General features: G+C 63.8%; 16 protein-coding genes and 1 tRNA gene. 8 read left to right on the top strand and 9 right to left on the bottom strand.

Annotated elements, in window-relative coordinates; all coding sequences use genetic code 11:
- The first annotated feature begins 9 nt into the window (after positions 1-9).
- Positions 10-597, top strand: coding sequence for an RluA family pseudouridine synthase (locus SynA1562_RS09325; protein WP_186495385.1), 588 nt, complete (start codon positions 10-12; stop codon positions 595-597).
- Complete coding sequence (locus SynA1562_RS09320; RefSeq protein WP_186493646.1) at positions 581-841, top strand: SemiSWEET family sugar transporter; 261 nt, start codon at positions 581-583, stop codon at positions 839-841. Before SynA1562_RS09325 ends, SynA1562_RS09320 begins: the two co-directional genes overlap by 17 nt.
- Positions 842-850: 9 nt before the next feature.
- Here the strand turns inward: SynA1562_RS09320 and SynA1562_RS09315 are convergent, their stop codons facing one another.
- Positions 851-2,941 (bottom strand): HDIG domain-containing metalloprotein, encoded by a 2,091-nt coding sequence (locus SynA1562_RS09315; RefSeq protein WP_186493645.1) that lies wholly within the window; start codon positions 2,939-2,941, stop codon positions 851-853.
- 70 nt (positions 2,942-3,011) lie between these two features.
- On the opposite strand from SynA1562_RS09315, the gene folD reads away from it, so the two are divergent.
- From folD to SynA1562_RS09290, 5 genes are read left to right on the top strand one after another with little or no spacing between them, the layout of a single operon-like run.
- Positions 3,012-3,893 (top strand): bifunctional methylenetetrahydrofolate dehydrogenase/methenyltetrahydrofolate cyclohydrolase FolD, encoded by an 882-nt coding sequence (folD, locus tag SynA1562_RS09310; RefSeq protein WP_186493644.1) that lies wholly within the window; start codon positions 3,012-3,014, stop codon positions 3,891-3,893.
- An 8-nt stretch (positions 3,894-3,901) separates the two neighbouring features.
- The gene (locus SynA1562_RS09305) at positions 3,902-4,579 is read left to right on the top strand and encodes a TIGR02466 family protein (RefSeq protein WP_186493643.1); all 678 of its coding nucleotides are present in this window, start codon (positions 3,902-3,904) and stop codon (positions 4,577-4,579) included.
- A gap of 40 nt (positions 4,580-4,619) precedes the next feature.
- Entirely contained in the window at positions 4,620-5,510 is an 891-nt protein-coding gene (gene crtE / locus SynA1562_RS09300) for a geranylgeranyl diphosphate synthase CrtE (RefSeq protein WP_186493642.1), read from the top strand.
- Positions 5,507-6,019, top strand: coding sequence for a divergent PAP2 family protein (locus tag SynA1562_RS09295; RefSeq protein WP_011364875.1), 513 nt, complete (start codon positions 5,507-5,509; stop codon positions 6,017-6,019). Before crtE ends, SynA1562_RS09295 begins: the two co-directional genes overlap by 4 nt.
- On the top strand, positions 6,016-7,467 hold the full coding sequence (locus SynA1562_RS09290) for an ATP-dependent RecD-like DNA helicase (RefSeq protein WP_186493641.1): 1,452 nt from the start codon (positions 6,016-6,018) through the stop codon (positions 7,465-7,467). Before SynA1562_RS09295 ends, SynA1562_RS09290 begins: the two co-directional genes overlap by 4 nt.
- 1 nt (position 7,468) lies before the next feature.
- Here the strand turns inward: SynA1562_RS09290 and SynA1562_RS09285 are convergent, their stop codons facing one another.
- From SynA1562_RS09285 to SynA1562_RS09255, 7 genes are all read right to left on the bottom strand, one after another.
- Positions 7,469-8,050, bottom strand: a complete 582-nt coding sequence (locus SynA1562_RS09285; protein ID WP_186493640.1) for a GAP family protein — start codon at positions 8,048-8,050, stop codon at positions 7,469-7,471.
- 174 nt (positions 8,051-8,224) lie between these two features.
- Positions 8,225-8,569: a hypothetical protein gene (locus tag SynA1562_RS09280; RefSeq protein WP_186493639.1), complete on the bottom strand. Its 345-nt coding sequence runs from the start codon at positions 8,567-8,569 to the stop codon at positions 8,225-8,227.
- A gap of 103 nt (positions 8,570-8,672) precedes the next feature.
- Positions 8,673-8,954, bottom strand: coding sequence for an acylphosphatase (locus SynA1562_RS09275; protein WP_255445784.1), 282 nt, complete (start codon positions 8,952-8,954; stop codon positions 8,673-8,675).
- Positions 8,921-10,348, bottom strand: coding sequence for a cobyrinate a,c-diamide synthase (locus tag SynA1562_RS09270; protein WP_186493637.1), 1,428 nt, complete (start codon positions 10,346-10,348; stop codon positions 8,921-8,923). The genes SynA1562_RS09275 and SynA1562_RS09270 overlap by 34 nt, the downstream gene beginning before the upstream one ends.
- A gap of 14 nt (positions 10,349-10,362) precedes the next feature.
- On the bottom strand, positions 10,363-11,649 hold the full coding sequence (locus SynA1562_RS09265) for a glucose-6-phosphate dehydrogenase assembly protein OpcA (RefSeq protein WP_186493636.1): 1,287 nt from the start codon (positions 11,647-11,649) through the stop codon (positions 10,363-10,365).
- A 56-nt stretch (positions 11,650-11,705) separates the two neighbouring features.
- Positions 11,706-13,229 (bottom strand): glucose-6-phosphate dehydrogenase, encoded by a 1,524-nt coding sequence (zwf, locus tag SynA1562_RS09260; protein WP_011364868.1) that lies wholly within the window; start codon positions 13,227-13,229, stop codon positions 11,706-11,708.
- 168 nt (positions 13,230-13,397) lie between these two features.
- Positions 13,398-14,588: an FAD-binding oxidoreductase gene (locus tag SynA1562_RS09255; RefSeq protein WP_186493635.1), complete on the bottom strand. Its 1,191-nt coding sequence runs from the start codon at positions 14,586-14,588 to the stop codon at positions 13,398-13,400.
- Positions 14,589-14,749: 161 nt separating this feature from the next.
- Here SynA1562_RS09255 and SynA1562_RS09250 point away from each other — a divergent pair, with 161 nt between their 5' ends.
- Positions 14,750-15,271: an SRPBCC family protein gene (locus SynA1562_RS09250; protein ID WP_186493634.1), complete on the top strand. Its 522-nt coding sequence runs from the start codon at positions 14,750-14,752 to the stop codon at positions 15,269-15,271.
- 129 nt (positions 15,272-15,400) lie between these two features.
- Here SynA1562_RS09250 and SynA1562_RS09245 read toward each other — a convergent pair.
- Positions 15,401-15,473, bottom strand: a tRNA-Glu gene (locus SynA1562_RS09245).
- Positions 15,474-15,494: the final 21 nt, after the last annotated feature.

Raw genomic sequence — 15,494 nt, 5'->3', positions numbered from 1 at the left:
CCGTGGCTGATGGCGGTCGACAAGCCTGCCGGCCTGCTGAGCCAACCGGGCCTGGGGCCCGAGCAAAGCGATTCCGTGATCACCCGCTTGCAGCGCCAGGATCAACGCCTGCGTCTGGTTCACCGCCTGGACCGCGACACCTCAGGGGTGCTGCTGCTGGCCCGCGGTGCTGATGCTCTGCGTCGGCTCAGTGCCCTGTTTGCTGAACGTCGGATCAACAAGCTCTACCAGGCAGATGTGGAGGGGGAGCTCCACGGCTGCGGTTGCATCGCCAGTCCCCTGGCGCGCCTGTCGCGCCAACCGCCGCGCTACGGCAGCCACCCCGAAGGACGTCTGGCCCAGACGATCTGGAGGGTCCGCACCGTTGGTGCCCGCAGCACGCGGCTCTGGTTGCGTCCGCTCACGGGCCGCTCCCATCAGCTGCGGGCCCATCTGGCTGAATTGGGCCACCCCATCGTGGGCGATCCCATCTACGGAGATGCCGGCCGATCCTGCCGCTTGCATCTGCATGCCCAGGCCCTGAGCTTTTGCCATCCCTTCACCCAGCAACGCGTTCGTCTGATTGCGCAGGAGGTTCCGTTTGCTACCGAGTGCTGAACTGGTTGGCTACCTGGCCGCTGGCCTCACGACGGCCAGCTTTTTCCCGCAGGCGGTGAAGACGCTGCGCAGTGGTGACACCAAGGCGATTTCCCTGGGCATGTATGCCTTGTTCACCAGTGGTGTGGCGCTGTGGTCGTTGTATGGCCTGCTGGTGAACGACGGCCCTGTGCTGGCAGCCAATCTGATCACCTTGATGCCTGCGGCCATCGTGCTGCAGCGCAAAATCGTGGAACGCCGATGAATGTTGCGGTCAGCGTCGGGCTGGGATCGGATAAGGGATTCGGCGGTGGCGCATCCGCCGCCACACCTGCACGAAGGCACGAATCACCAGTTCCACCTCACTGCGGTTGAGGCTGCTTTTGCGCAGTTGTCCATCCCGCTGCCGCGCTTCCACAATCCGCCGCACCGTGTCCACCGCCTGGGCATCGGAGGTGTCGGGGGGGAGGGATCGAAGCGCCGCCTCACAGCCGTCGGCCAGCATCAGGATCGCCGTTTCTTTGGAGCGAGGTTCCGGGCCCCTGTAACGGAAGCGGCGCTCCTCAACCACCCCGCCGCGCTCCTGGGCCTTGTGCAGGAAGTAACCCATTTTCAAGGTGCCCTGGTGTTCAGGAATGAAATCGGCGATGGGCCGGGGCAGGCGGTGGCGCCGCGCCAGCTTCAGCCCCTCATCCACATGGGCTTGAAGCACCGCTGCACTCGCCTGGGGATCATCCAGTGCGTCGTGGGGATTGGGGCCGTCCTTCTGGTTTTCGATGAACCAGTCAGGGGCATGCAGTTTGCCCACGTCGTGATATAGCGAGCCGGTTCGGATCAGATCCACATCCGCACCAATCGCCCGCGCCCCTTCCTCCGCCAGGCCGCAGATCATCAGGGTGTGTTCAAAGGTTCCCGGGGCTTCGCAGGAGAGCCGGCGCAGCAGGGGGCGTTCCTGATCCGCCAGCTCCAGCAGCCGCGCCCGGGTGAGCAGGCCAAAGGAGCCCTCCAGCATCGGGATCAGCAGCAGGCTGAACATCAGCAGAACACCGAGCACAAAGGAATCGGTGGCCAGTTCATCCAGGCTTGGATTCAGATTTCCCCAGAGCCGCAGGCCGGTGAAGGGTTGCAGCTGCAGCAGCAGCCACTGCCCAACGAAGGCGCCGATCGGCAGCAGCACCGTCAGTTGCAGCAGCTGGCCGCGGCTGCGCTGACGGCCAGCGATCAAGGCCCCAGCGGCGGCCACCGTTGCCGCCACAATCAGACGACCATCCCCCAACCCCTGAACGGGTTCTGGCCAGAGCAGAGCGGCCACCCCCATCCAGACCAACCCGCAGCCGGTGCCGAGGCCTTCCGCCAGCACCAGCGTGGGCGCCACCAGCACGGCCAGAGGGCTCACGGATCCCTTGAACCAGAGCTTGGCTCCCTGCACCAGCAGCAGCAGGCCCACCGCCAGCAGGGCGTGGCGCACCTCCAGTCCAGGACGTTCGCGCCGCATCACCAGCAGCATCACGGCGCAGGCTGCAGCGGCTTCAATGAACCGTTGGAACCAGATCAAGGGTTGGGGTTCGCGGCGCACGCGGCCGAAATAATCCAGAACGTCGTAGGCCTGCGGGCTGATCGTCTCGCCCTTGCGGGTGATCAGATCCCCCTTGCGCACCTCGATGGTGGGGATGGCCTGTTTGGTCAGCTGTTCCTCGATCAGCTGTTTGCTCAAGTTCGGGTCGGTGCGCAGGTTGCTGCTGCCGCGCAGGGCACTGGTGAGCACCTTGCCGGCCAGGGAGCGCGCCGCAGCTGGCTCCAGGGCAACCGCCTTCAGTTGCTGGTCGGAGGCCTGGCGCAATTGCTCAATGGCCAGGTTGCTCACCAGCCCTTGGCTGAGCATGCGATCAGCGGTGCTGCGCACCGCCTCATCCCAGGCCAGATGCTCCCCTTCGCTGCGTCGTTCCAGCCACTTTTTCTCTTGATCAGAGAGGTTCACCGGCCCGATCCGGTCTCCGGATCCGGTGTTGGTGACCTCCTGCAGCTGCAGCAGTTGTTGCTCGAGCCGTTGTTTGAGTGCCTGGGTCTGCTCCTGATCAATGACCTGCACCACCGACCGCGCCACCAGCGAGGCCCGTTGCTGCTCGAGGGCCGTGCTGTCCTGAACCAGGGCATCCTTTGGAGCGATGGCTTCAAACGGGGCCAGCGATCCAGGTTGAAGTTTCGGTTTGATAAGCCAGGGAAGGCTTGAGGCTGCGGCCACGCAAAGGCAGAGCAGCAGAACAACGAGGGTTTGAAGTCGCGTCCAGCGCAGCAGTCGTCCCCCTGGGCCTTCGAGCCGCACCCAGTTCCGCCAAAGGCTGCTCAGCCGAGGAACGCGAACCAAAAAGGACCCTGTAGCGGCTTAACGCTAGCTCTCTCCAGAGGGCATGCTGGACGGAGTGCATGGGAATGCCATGGCCCTGCGTTTGGACGGCAAGGTGCTGGCAAGGGAAGTGGAGCATCGTCTTCAAACCCTGATCGAACGGCGTCTGGCCGAGGCGGGGCGACCGCCGGGCTTAGCGGTGCTGCGGGTTGGTGATGATCCCGCCAGCGCCGTTTACGTCGCCAACAAGGAAAAGGCCTGTGCTCGGATCGGGGTGGCCAGCTTTGGCGATCACCTCCCCGGCGAAACGCCTCCAGCGCAGGTGCTGCAGACGATTGAACGGCTGAATGCCAACCCTGAGGTGGATGGGATCCTCCTGCAGCTGCCCCTCCCGGCCGGCCTTGATGAGGGTCCGCTGCTGATGGCCATTGATCCTGAAAAGGATGCCGACGGTCTGCACACCCTCAACCTCGGACGGCTGCTCAAGGGGGAGCCGGGCCCGCGCAGCTGCACTCCCGCCGGGGTGATGGCGATGCTGCGCAGCAATGGCATTGATCCAGCGGGCAAGCGCGCTGTGGTGATCGGCCGCAGCATCCTTGTGGGGCAGCCGATGGCCTTGATGCTTCAGGCGGCCAATGCCACCGTCACCATCGCCCATTCCCGCACGGCCGATCTGGCGGCCCACACCCGGGAGGCCGACATCCTCGTGGTGGCAGCCGGCCGTCCTGAGTTCATCGGGGCCGAGCACGTGCGGCCGGGGGCGGCGGTGGTGGATGTGGGCATCCACCGCAAGCCGGAAGGCGGATTGTGCGGGGATGTTCGTGCGTCTGAGGTCGAGTCGATCGCGGCTGCGCTTTCGCCTGTCCCTGGCGGTGTGGGACCGATGACGGTGACGCTGCTTCTGGTGAACACCGTTGTGGCTTGGTGCAGACGCCACAACCTTGACCATGATTTGGACGATCTCGTGCCCTGATCGGTTCCATGGCGCTGCACTGGCTCTTTCCCACCCCCGTTTTGCAGGTGGACCTTGAGCCGGATGCCGCCACGGCCGCAGCCATGCAGCAGCAGCTGGAGCAGTTCGATGCCCAGGTGTATCAGCACCCTGAGTTCAGCGATCGCAACAACCTCACCGGCGATCTGCTGGGCCATGCCGGCCTCGATCAGTTGCATCGCATGGATGCGTTCCAGTGGCTGAACGCGCAGTTGGCTGAGCATGTTTCGGCCTATCTCCGCTCGCTGTTGGGCCCGGATCATGGTCTTATGGCCCACATCCAAAAGGCCTGGCCTGTGGTGTGTGCAAGGAATGGCGGAACAGTGGATCTGCACAGCCACCGCAACGCCCAGTTGAGCGCTGTTTTCTATGTGTTGACGGATCCGGCCAATGAGAGTGGGGAGTTGGAATTTGAGGCGCCCGACGATTACTTCAGCCATGTGATGGCGGTTCCCTACCGCGACGCGGCGGTCTCCTGTGGGGTGTTCGCGCCGCTGCCCCACCGTCTTCTGCTGTTCCCTTCAGACCTGCGCCATCGAGTACGCCCCTATGAGGGAAGCAGCCCCCGCTATTCGGTCTCCTACGACCTGGCCATCACCACGGCGCCGGGCAAGGGACGCGAGATGCGAACACCCCATCCGATGGATTGGGTTCCCCTCGGCAGCTAAGGGCTCGGCCTGAGAGAATCCCGCCAGCCAGGGTCCGCCCATGAGCGCCGAGTTCGATTTCAAGGCCTATCTCGGCAAGGCCAAAGAGCAGGTGGAAGCGGCCCTCGATGGATCCCTCGGTCCGGAGCGGCCGGAGTCCCTCAGGGAAGCGATGCGCTACTCGCTGCTTGCCGGTGGCAAGCGCCTGCGCCCGATTCTCTGCCTCGCCGCCTGTGAGCTGGCCGGCGGGGAAGCGACGCAGGCCCTGCCCACGGCGGTGGCGCTGGAAATGATACACACCATGTCGTTGATTCACGACGACCTGCCGGCGATGGATGACGACGACCTGCGCCGTGGTCGTCCCACCAACCACAAGGTGTACGGCGAAGCCGTGGCCATCCTTGCTGGTGATGCCCTGCTGACCCGCGCCTTCGAAATGGTGGCGCTGCGCAGTCCGGGTGTGCCGGCTGAGCGGTTGCTCAAGGTGGTGGGAGAACTCTCGTTGGTGGCTGGCGCCCCGGGCCTGGTGGGCGGCCAGGTGGTGGATCTGGAAAGCGAGGGCAAGGAGGTGGATCTCGAAACTCTCGAGTACATCCACCTCCACAAAACCGGAGCCCTGTTGAGCGCCTGTGTGATCACCGGGGCGATGATCGGCGGCGCTGATGAGGCGTTAATCAAGGCTCTGCGCACCTATGCCAGGGGGATCGGCCTCGCCTTCCAGATCATCGATGACATCCTCGACATCACGGCCAGCAGCGAGGTTCTGGGCAAAACCGCAGGCAAGGACCTCATTGCCGACAAGACCACCTATCCCAAGCTTCTGGGGCTTGATGAGTCCCGTCGCCGGGCCGATGTGTTGGTGAACGAAGCGAAAGCGGCGCTTCAACCCTGGGCCGAGAAGGCCGTGCCCCTGCTGGCGTTGGCCGACTTCATCACCAGCCGCGACCGATGATCGACGCCACGCCTTCCCATGCGGTGCTTCGGGAGTTCTTCGACAACAGTTCGCTCACCTGGGGCTTGATGGCCTGCGGCGTCGCCCAGCTGTCGAAGCTGTTCCTTGAGTTGCTTCTGCATCGCCGTTGGCGTCCGGCAGTGCTGATCGAAACCGGCGGCATGCCGTCGAGCCATTCCGCCCTGGTCACAGGAACCGCGGCCTGTGTGGGCTGGACACTGGGCTTTGATCACCCCCTCTTCGCCCTGGCGGCCATGGTCGCGTTCGTTGTCATGTACGACGCCAGTGGCATTCGTCGCGCAGCCGGGCTGACGGCGGAACGGGTCAATGGCCTGCCTGATTCACTCTGGCCGGATGCTCCGGAGAAACCCCTCAAGGAAAGCCTGGGACACAGCCGGCTGCAGGTTCTGGTGGGCAGCCTGATGGGTCCCGCCATTGCTCTGCCCGGTTTGGAATTTGTGGGATCACCGCTGCATTTGCTGTCGGGTCTTGGAGCTGGGCTGGGGTGACCGCTGCCGCGGACCTCACCGCTGATCAGCAGGAAGCGGCGGACGCCTTTGCGGCCTGGCTGAAGCAGCCCGTGGATGGCACGCCCTTCGTGCTCAGTGGTTTTGCCGGCAGCGGCAAGACCTTCCTCTCCATGCGCCTGCTGCGCCAGGTGGAGGCCAGCGGTTTGTGCTGGACCGTCGTGGCCCCAACCCACAAAGCGGTGGGTGTCCTGCGCCAGGCCTTGGAGTTGGAGGGTCTCCAACCCACCTGGTATCCCTCCACCATCCATCGCCTGCTGCGGCTGAAGCTCAAGCGCTCTGCCGACGCTGAACTCTGCGAACCGACTGAGCAGACGGCCATGGCCCTGGAGAACCTGGGCCTTGTGCTGATTGATGAAGCCTCGATGGTGGACAGCACCCTGTTGGGCATCGCCCTCCAGTGCGCCCATCCGTTCAAGACCCGTCTGGTGTTCGTCGGCGACCCGGCCCAGTTGCCCCCGGTGGGCGAGCCGAACAGTCCCGTGTTTGCTATGCAACGGTCCTGTTCCGCCAGCTTGACCCAGGTGGTGCGCCATCAAGGCCCGGTGCTGCAGCTGGCGGCCGGTCTGCGGGAGGGGCGCCTGCCCTGCCAGATGCCGCCGCTGCTGCCGCCGATTCGATCCCCGCAGGGGCAGGTGCGCAGCCTGGTGCAACGGGAGTGGCTGGATCAGGCCCGGCGTGCCTTGCGGGAGGCTTCGGTGCAAGACAACCCCGATGCCGCACGCATCCTCTGTTACACGAACCGCACCTTGGATCGTCTGGTGCCCCATGCACGCCGGGCCATCCATGGGGAGATGGCGGATCAGATGCCGGTGCTGCCTGGTGAGGTGTTGATCAGTCGCACGGCGGTGATGGCCCCGGCCTCAAGGGATGGCGAAGAGGCCGGCGAAGAACCCGACATGGTGCTGGGCTCCAACCGCGAAGTGACGGTGCGGGACGTCAAGCCGGAGTCCTGTGACCTGGCGGATTTCGGCCTCTCCTCCGCCGATGGGCCTGTGCCGGTGATCGAGACCCTTTCCGCATCGGTGAATGCGGGGGACCTGGAGCTCACCCTGCGCCTGCAGCCACCGATTGGCAGCTCCGGTCGGCAGGAGCTCGATGCGGTGATGCAGCGCCTGCGCAAGCAGGCCCGTGATGCCGGCAAGAAAAACGGTCGCTCGATTTGGCGGCAGTACTTCCTGATTCGCGATGCCTTCGCGTCCCTTGGCCCCGCGGCGGTGCTAACGGTGCACCGCAGTCAGGGCAGCAGTTTCGGGGATGTTTTTGTGGCCCCGGATGTGTTCCGGGCCGATCCAGCCATCCGCCAGCAGCTCTGTTACGTCGCGGTGTCCCGGGCCCGTACGGGGGTTTGGTTGCTCGGCGGGGAGACGTCGTCTGATCTGCGCGCCACCTGGCAGCGCCAATTCGATACCACCCGGGACTCCGAGTGAATCAGTTGATCATCAAACCGCTGATGCCCTGCCAGCTCAGATAGGAGCCCAGCCCGAAGCTGAGGCTTCCCACCACCAGCTCCCCCCGGCGTAGCAGGGTCGTTTTGCCGCGTTGCAGCAGCGGAAGAACCCGCTGGCGTCCGATCAACACCGCCAGGAACGGAACCAGCAGCAGAGCAGTGGCGGCGGTGCTGAAGCCGATGCTGCAGGCAATCTCCTCCTGGAGGGCCAATTGCGCAGCGAGGATCACGGCGGCGCTTTTCGCGAACAGCAACAGGTCGTCGGGACTAATCACTTCTGTGACGCTGCTGATCAGCAACAGCAAGGGAAGCGGCATCGCGGCGAAACGATCCACGGCGCCGCTCCAGGCAGGGGCTGTTCCGTCATCCAGCAACCCGCGGATCAGTTCACGACTGCCCAGGGCGATCAAGGCTCCGCCGCCGATCAGATCCAGACCGGTGCGGTGGTCGGATCCATGGGTCATGTCCAGCAGCAGCAACAGCAGCAGAACGATGTGGATAGGCGACAGCGCCACGCCAAGCCCGTAGGTCAGCAGTTCCGTCCAGATCCGGGGTTCCGCCATGGGCCTTGCTCAGAGCTCAGCTCAGAGTCGCAGGATCAGGGCCGCCAGACCAATGCTCACCCCCAAACTCACAACGCCGAGCAGGGCTCTCCAGAAGGCTTTGTCTTTGGTGTCGAGGAAGTTGCTCAAGAAACGCCAGGGGCTTCAGTCGCCAGTTTTGCCATCTGGCAGCATCTAAGGAAAGGTGCGCTGGATCGGGCGGTTCAGCGACCGCAGCGTTTTGTTGTAGTGCACGCCGGCCACCACGCTGTAACGGCGTCCCAGCACCAGCGCATGGTCCAGATCGGCCTCGCAGCTGCGGATGTCGGTCTGCACAGGCCGCGCCTGCGTTGAAACCGGTGCAGCGGCGGGAATCAGGGCCGAAAACTGTCCTTCCCTGAGCCGCCAGCTTTGACAGGCGTTGAGGGCTTGTGCCGCGGAATCGAACACCTGCTTGGTGGTCTCCCGTCGCGTGCTCATGGCCTCCATGCCGAGCAGGGGCAGCGCAGTGATCAACAGGACAAATCCGAAGCGGAGCATGCGGCAGGCGCGAAGGTCCTGCTTCAGCCGTAGCGAGATGGGCGGAGCGCGGACTGCTCCTTCCCAATCTTTTCGCCTCTATGTCTCAGTCGCGCACTGTGTCTCAGTAGCGCACTTCAAACCAGTCGTCGCCCGTGATCGGGAGCTGGCTGGGGGTCACCCGCACCACCCGGGCGCCCGGCGGCCCGACCTCGCACCAGGCCCGCAGTTCAGACAAGGCCAGCGGTGGCCCTTCGGCCTGCACTTCCACGCGGCCATCACTCAGGTTGCGCACCCAGCCGCTGATGCCGAGATCCAGGGCACGCCGATTGCAGCTGGCGCGGAACCCCACCCGCTGAACGCGGCCTTCGATCACCCAGCGCCAGCGTTCGGAGAAGGGTTGGATTCGCGGCGGTTGCTGCCGGCTGACGAAGCGTTTTGAGATCGCTTCTCCCCGGCTTCGAGCGCGGCGCGCCATCGGGAGCAGATCGTCGTAGAGCTTGCCCAGTGCAGGTGAACCCAGCTCGCGTGAACCGTCTGATCGACCCATCCTTCCGAATGTCGACGCACTTTCCATCCTTCAATGTCCCACAGCACTGATCTGTCGGAGGCCGGCCGGTTGCTGTGCAGTTCCCAGCGGTGAAATTCGTGGCCCACCAGCTGCTGACCGCTCTCCACCACTGGGCTGTCCCGCCGCGCCTGTAGCCGGCGGTAGCCCACCTGCAGCGGGCCACGCTGGGCTGTGAAGGGAAGCAGGCCCGCCATGCGGTGGCTGGTGCCATCGAGGTCGGTCAGCTGGTTTCCGAGCACCAGCATCCCGCCGCATTCGGCGTAGAGCGGTCGCTGCTGCACGAACGAACGGAGCGAGCTCAGGCTTCGCGTGCAGCCGCTGAGCTGGGCGGCGTGCTGCTCGGGGAAACCGCCCGGCAGGATCAGGCCCTTGGCGTCTGCAGGGATGGCCTCATCGGCCAGGGGGCTCCAGCGCAGCACAGGCATGCCCATGTGCTCCAGCAGTTCACTGGTTTCCTGGTAGCGGAAGTGAAAGGCGGCATCACTGGCCAGAGCCACCGGCAGGGGCTGGCCCTGCTCCACGGGGATGTGGGCCAAAGGATGCGGCTCGGGGCGGGGCGCCTGCAGCAGGTGGATCAGGCGTTCCAGGTTCAGGTGCTGGCTGGCCAGAGCGGCCCAGGCCTGGCGTCGCTGCTCGGGGTCTTCCAATTCATGGGCCGGGGCCAAGCCGAGATGACGACCCGGCAAGGCCAGGGCTTCGCTGCGCGGCAGGCAGCCCAGCAACGGCACTTCCATGCGCTCCAGCACCTCGGCCAGTAGCTCCCGGTGCCTGGGGCTGCTGACCTTGTTGAGCACCACACCGGCGATGCACAGCTGGGGATCGTGGTCGCGGAATCCGCGCACGATGGCGCCGAGGGAGGCGGCCTGACCGCCGGCATCCAGCACCAGCACCACCGGCAGGTCCAGCAAGCGGGCCACGTCAGCCGTGCTGCCGGTGCTGCTGCTGCCGATGCCATCGAAGAGCCCCATCACCCCTTCCACGAGGGTCAGCTCAGAGGCGCCTCCATAACCGTGAAACGCCTGGCGAACCCAGGTTTCCCCGCAGAGATTGAGATCGAGATTGCGGCAGGGAAGACCGGAGGCCTGGCTGAGCAGCTGGGCATCGAGATAGTCCGGTCCCACCTTGAAGGCCTGGATTCGGCGTCCGCTCTGCTGCGCCCAGCTCAACAGCGCCAGGCTCAGCAGGGTTTTGCCGCTGCCACTGGCTGGTGCAGCGATGACAGCGGCCATGGCTCAGACGCGGATCAGCCCAGCAGCCTGGCAGCCAGCGGAGCTGCAGCGGCCAGCAGGGGGTTGGTGCTGTCGTGACCGCCGCCCAGCAGGCGGGCCACATCCATTTCAGGGGTGTCGTGCTGCACGGGAACGACTTCTTCATGCAGTTCGAGGTTGGCCATGCCTCCCCCCTCCAAACGCATGCAGCCCCCGGATTCAGCGCAGAGAATCACGCACACGCCCTGGCCGTTCTCCGGTTCAGCAATCAGCCGCAGTCCCACCATCTGGCCGGCGTGCACGTTGGGCTGAGCTGCTGGCACAGCCATCAGTTGGAAGTTCACCTCGGTGCCATCAGAGCGCTTGAACAGTGCGGTGGTGCCGTTCTCGACCGCAGCGGTCGACACCAGCGTCCAGCCCAGTCGATCGGCGATCCAGGCGGCCAGCAGCAGCCCTTGGGCGGGGTGATGCCCCTCAACATCGATGTCGAGGCGGGTGATGTGGCTCAGGGCATCACGCCGTTGCGGCGGATCGAACACCATGGCCAAGGTCTCGCGCCAGCTGCGCAACCGCAGCCAGTTGAGATCGTTCACCGCCTGGCCGCTCTCCACGCGTTTGCGCAGCAGCTCCAGGCACTGATGGGGATTCCCCAGAGCGGTGTCGATGATCAGGCGGCGTGGTGCGCCGGTGAGCCGCTGCATCAGCTCAGGTGCTTCGTCGATGCAGCCGTTCCACCAGACCCAAGCGGGCATCGATGCCGGCAGCAAGGGTTCGAGGATCGACAGGCCTTCGCCCAGGGCGCTATGGCCGCCCCGCAGAACCACAACATCGCCGCAGGCGGCGGTACCGCCCCCTTCCTCAGGCAGCGGGCAGTAGGCGGCCACGAGTGTTTCGAGGGGCTGCCCCGCATCGATGGTTGGCGCCAGGGTGATCAGGCGTCGCGGCATCAGCGCGCTTAGGGCTGGATCGATGTACTGCCCACGCAGGTCTTCCGCACTGGCCTGTCCCTGAAAATCAGCCACCGCCTTCACCACGGTCCCATCCAGGGGCGGCGTGCTGAGGGGAAGGTCGGCGTCCAGCACCGCCTGGCGTGCCGCAGCAATCAAGGGGGCGGACTGCTGTCCGGTGATCGGCCCCGACAGACGACCACTGCGGATCAATTGCTGCTCGGCCCAGGCGGGCTGCCAGATCAGCAGGCAGAAGGTGTTGGCCCCTGTGCCTGTGCTGCCCTGCTGCTCGGGGGACCAGAGCTGTTCGAGGTAGTGGGGCACCTCCGCTGGGGCCAGTTCCAGCGGGGTTTGCAGGGTGAGCTGAGGAGACATGGTGACCGATGAACGAGACGTGGAGAGCTGAGAACCAGGGCTGTGAAGGTGCGTTATCAGGGGCGTCGCCAGAGCAGTCCGTCTTTCGCCAGCAGGGCGTCCGCTGCGGCCGGTCCCCAGGTGCGGGATTCGTAGGGATGAACGGGTAGCTGCCAGGGGCTGTCTTCGATCAGTTCCAGCAGCGGGGTGTAGAGCCGCCACGCCGCTTCCACCTCATCGCTGCGGGTGAACAGGGTGGGGTCGCTGAGCATGGCGTCAGCCAGGAGCCGCACATAGCCCTCATCGGAGGGCTCTCCGAAAGATTCGTCGTAGGAGAACTCCATGTCGATGGGGCGGCTGCGCATGCCAGATCCGGGTGACTTCACCTCGAAGCGGAATTCAGCCCCTTCATCGGGCTGGATGCGCAGGATCAGTTGATTGGCGGTGGGTCCCCCGGTTGCTGCATCAAACAGATGCACCGGTGCTTCACGGAAGGTGAGCACCACCTCGCTCGTGCGTTTGGCCAGCCGTTTGCCGGTGCGCACATAGAACGGAACCCCCTGCCAGCGCCAGTTGTCGATGAACAGCTTCATCGCCACGTAGGTCTCGGTGGTGCTGTTGGGATCCACACCGGGTTCATGGCGGTATCCGGCCAGGGGCGATTCGGCTGAACCCCCGGGTCCGTACTGGCCGCGGATGCAGCAGTTCCAGGGTTCGAGTTCATCGGCCAGGCGGGCGGCCTGCAGCACCTTGGCTTTTTCGTTGCGGATGGCTTCTGGGTCAAAGCGCCCTGGCGGTTCCATGGCGGTGATCGCCAGCATCTGGGTCAGGTGGTTCTGCACCATGTCCCGCAGGGCACCGGCCGATTCGTAGTACCCGGCCCGTTCTTCCACGCCAACCGTTTCAGCGGCGGTGATCTGAACACTGGAGATGTAATTGCGGTTCCAGATCGGCTCGAAGATCGTGTTGGCAAAGCGCAGAACCATGATGTTCTGGACGGTTTCCTTGCCCAGGTAATGGTCGATGCGAAAGATCTGGTTCTCCTGACCGCAGGCCTGCACCACACGATTGAGGGCCTGGGCACTGCCGTAGTCGCGTCCGAAGGGTTTTTCGATCACCACGCGGCTGCGTTTGGGGTCCTTCAACAGGCCAGCGTCGGCCAGTGAACGGCAACCACTGCCATAGAACTTCGGGGAAACGGAGAGATAGAAGGTGCGGTTGCCGCGGGTGGCGCACTGTTGATCGATCTGCTCCAGCCGTGTGCCCAGCCGCACCACATCCTGTGGTTGTTGAAGGTCAACGGGTTCGTAGAACAGTTTGCCGACGAACTGCTCCCAGGCCTGGGGATCGTCCTCGATCGTGCTGGCGAGTGCCTCCGCCATCTTTCCGCGGAACTCCTCGTCACTCCACGGCCGTCGGGCACAGCCCAGCAGGGCGAACTCACTGGGCAGACGCCGTTGCTTGAACAGTTCAAACAGGGCTGGCACCAGCTTGCGGTGGGTCAGATCACCGCTGGCGCCGAAGATCACCAGACACTGGGGCGCGATCACGCGCTCCTGACGCAGTCCAACCCTGAGGGGGTTCGTCATCGTGGCGACCATGGAGTGTCCAGGCTTCTGACGCTGGTTTAGGCACGGAACCGGCAACAGACATGGACTCGCCGCTTTGTTTCCGTGTTGGTGTCAGCGTTTGTTGCCAACCCAAAAAAAAGTCCACCCCGCGGGGTGGACTGGAAACGATTGATGGCTGATTGATCAGAGCTGGATCGATCAATAGGTTTCCACGTGCCAGCGGTCGGCCTTCTTGAGCTGGGGACGCAGTTCGGCCCAGTCGAGACCCTTGGCGGCCGCGGCGGCTGTCATGGCTTCGTCAATGCCCGGCTCCATGCCGCGCAGACCGCACATGTACACGTGGGTCTTGGGGTCTTCGATCATTGCGAAGATCTCTTCAGCGTGCTCCAGAACGCGGTCTTGGATGTACATCCGGCCGCCCTTGGCGTTCTGCTGTTCCCGGCTGATCGCCTTGGTGTAGCGGAAGTTGTCGGGGTACTCCTTCTCGTAGTGGAGGAAGTCCTCGTCGTAGAGCAGGTTGGCGGTTTTGGGTGCGCCCATGAACAACCAGGCTTTGCCGCGGAATTTCCAGCCGTTGGCCTCCTGTTCGCGGGGCTCGAACATGCGACGCAGGTAGGTGCGCATCGGAGCGATGCCCGTGCCGGTCGCCAGCATGATGATGTTGGCGTCCTCATCGTCAGGCAGAAGCATCTCCTTGCCAACCGGACCGGTGATCTTCACCTTGGTGCCGGGTTCGATATCGCAGAGGTAGGTGGAGCACACGCCGTAGATCTGCTCACCGGCGTCGTTCTTGTACTCGAGCTGGCGAACGCAGAGGGAGACGGTGTTGCCTTCCAGGTTGTCGCCGTGGCGGGTGCTGGCGATGGAGTACAGGCGCAGCTTATGGGGTTTGCCGTTGGCGTCTTCTCCTTCGGGAATGATGCCGATGCTCTGGCCTTCGATGTACTTCAGCTGCGGGTCGCCGCCGGCCAGATCGAAGGTGATGTGCTGCACACGGCCGATCGCACCGTCCTGAAGTAGGGAGTAGTTCTCGGTGACCGTTCCCATGAACGGTGTTTTGGGCTTGTAGGTGTTAACCGGAACGTCGGCGTGGGGCTTCTTCTTCGGGGCGCTTGACGTCACGGCTTTTTTGGCGGGTTTTTTGGCGGGTTTTTTGGCAGGTGCCGGGGTGGTGGCAACAGGAGAAGCTTGTCGCTCTACTTCCTGACCATTCACAGACAGGATTTTGGCGCCAGAGGCACCCAATCGTTTGAAAAGTGCGGAAAACTGGTTCATCCCAACGGTGTAGGTCTGAACCACAGACGGTTGTGAGCCGACCTGGGGGCCACTTGCCACGACAGTGAACAGAGCCTCATTGCAGTGCTCTGTCGCTGCATTGGACACCCGCATTGAAATCACCTGCCATTGGTGGCGCGACTATAGGCGTGGCCTTTGATTTCACACAAAAAGGTTGCTGTTCGGAACAGAATCTGATGTGATTCAGGCGACCTCCTTAAGATCCTCAAGTTCGGCCCCTCATCTCGGCGTCTCTTTTGGTTTTCCCCCAGACAATGTTTGGACGAGGGCTTCAAACCTCCGCAGATTCAGTGACTGCGATTGAGCAGACCATGGAGCGGCTGCCCCAAGGGACGCGTCGTCTGGCCGCTGAACTCAAATCCTCACTGCCCGTTCAGCTGCTCTGGGATGTGCTGACGGATTACGAGAATCTGTCCCGTTTCATCCCCAACCTCAGCACCAGTGAGTTGATCCAGCGCCAGGGGCAGACGGTGCGGCTCCAACAGGTGGGCAGTCAGCAGTTGCTGGGGCTTCGCTTCTCAGCCCAGGTTCAGTTGGAGCTGACGGAATACCGCCAGGACGGGCTCCTGCAGTTCCGCATGGTGAAAGGTGATTTCCGACGTTTTGAAGGCTCCTGGCAGATCCGTCATCGTCCTGACGGCAGTTCATTGCTGTACGAGCTGAAGGTTCAAGGCTGTCTTGGCATGCCGATCGGTCTGATCGAGGAGCGGCTGCGGGACGATCTCTCCAGCAACCTCAATGCTGTTGTGCAGGAAGCCCACCGCAGAAACGGCTGATCGAACAGCGAAATCTCAGAGATTTCAATCCGCCTTCAACGAACAGCAAGTTCTAGTGCCTGGAGAGCGCCGCAAAAAAGATGAACTTGTACTCAATTCATCACCAAAACATGTTCGATGATGACGTCATACCCCCAAGGGGATTCGAACCCCTGTCGCCTCCGTGAAAGGGAGGTGTCCTAGGCCTCTAGACGATGGGGGCGAGGCCGTAATCAGCGAGCTA

Origin of the sequence: Synechococcus sp. A15-62, assembly GCF_014280075.1 — a bacterium.
GTDB lineage: Bacteria > Cyanobacteriota > Cyanobacteriia > PCC-6307 > Cyanobiaceae > Parasynechococcus.
This window is presented reverse-complemented; position numbering and strand designations above follow the sequence as displayed.

Coding starts and splice junctions, on each gene's coding strand:
- SynA1562_RS09325 (WP_186495385.1), top strand. CDS start 10: ATGGCGGTCGACAAGCCTGCCGGCCTGCTGAGCCAACCGGGCCTGGGG.
- folD (WP_186493644.1), top strand. CDS start 3,012: ATGGCCCTGCGTTTGGACGGCAAGGTGCTGGCAAGGGAAGTGGAGCAT.
- SynA1562_RS09305 (WP_186493643.1), top strand. CDS start 3,902: ATGGCGCTGCACTGGCTCTTTCCCACCCCCGTTTTGCAGGTGGACCTT.
- crtE (WP_186493642.1), top strand. CDS start 4,620: ATGAGCGCCGAGTTCGATTTCAAGGCCTATCTCGGCAAGGCCAAAGAG.
- SynA1562_RS09295 (WP_011364875.1), top strand. CDS start 5,507: ATGATCGACGCCACGCCTTCCCATGCGGTGCTTCGGGAGTTCTTCGAC.
- SynA1562_RS09285 (WP_186493640.1), bottom strand. CDS start 8,050: ATGGCGGAACCCCGGATCTGGACGGAACTGCTGACCTACGGGCTTGGC.
- SynA1562_RS09280 (WP_186493639.1), bottom strand. CDS start 8,569: ATGCTCCGCTTCGGATTTGTCCTGTTGATCACTGCGCTGCCCCTGCTC.
- SynA1562_RS09270 (WP_186493637.1), bottom strand. CDS start 10,348: ATGGCCGCTGTCATCGCTGCACCAGCCAGTGGCAGCGGCAAAACCCTG.
- SynA1562_RS09265 (WP_186493636.1), bottom strand. CDS start 11,649: ATGTCTCCTCAGCTCACCCTGCAAACCCCGCTGGAACTGGCCCCAGCG.
- zwf (WP_011364868.1), bottom strand. CDS start 13,229: ATGGTCGCCACGATGACGAACCCCCTCAGGGTTGGACTGCGTCAGGAG.
- SynA1562_RS09255 (WP_186493635.1), bottom strand. CDS start 14,588: ATGCGGGTGTCCAATGCAGCGACAGAGCACTGCAATGAGGCTCTGTTC.
- SynA1562_RS09250 (WP_186493634.1), top strand. CDS start 14,750: ATGTTTGGACGAGGGCTTCAAACCTCCGCAGATTCAGTGACTGCGATT.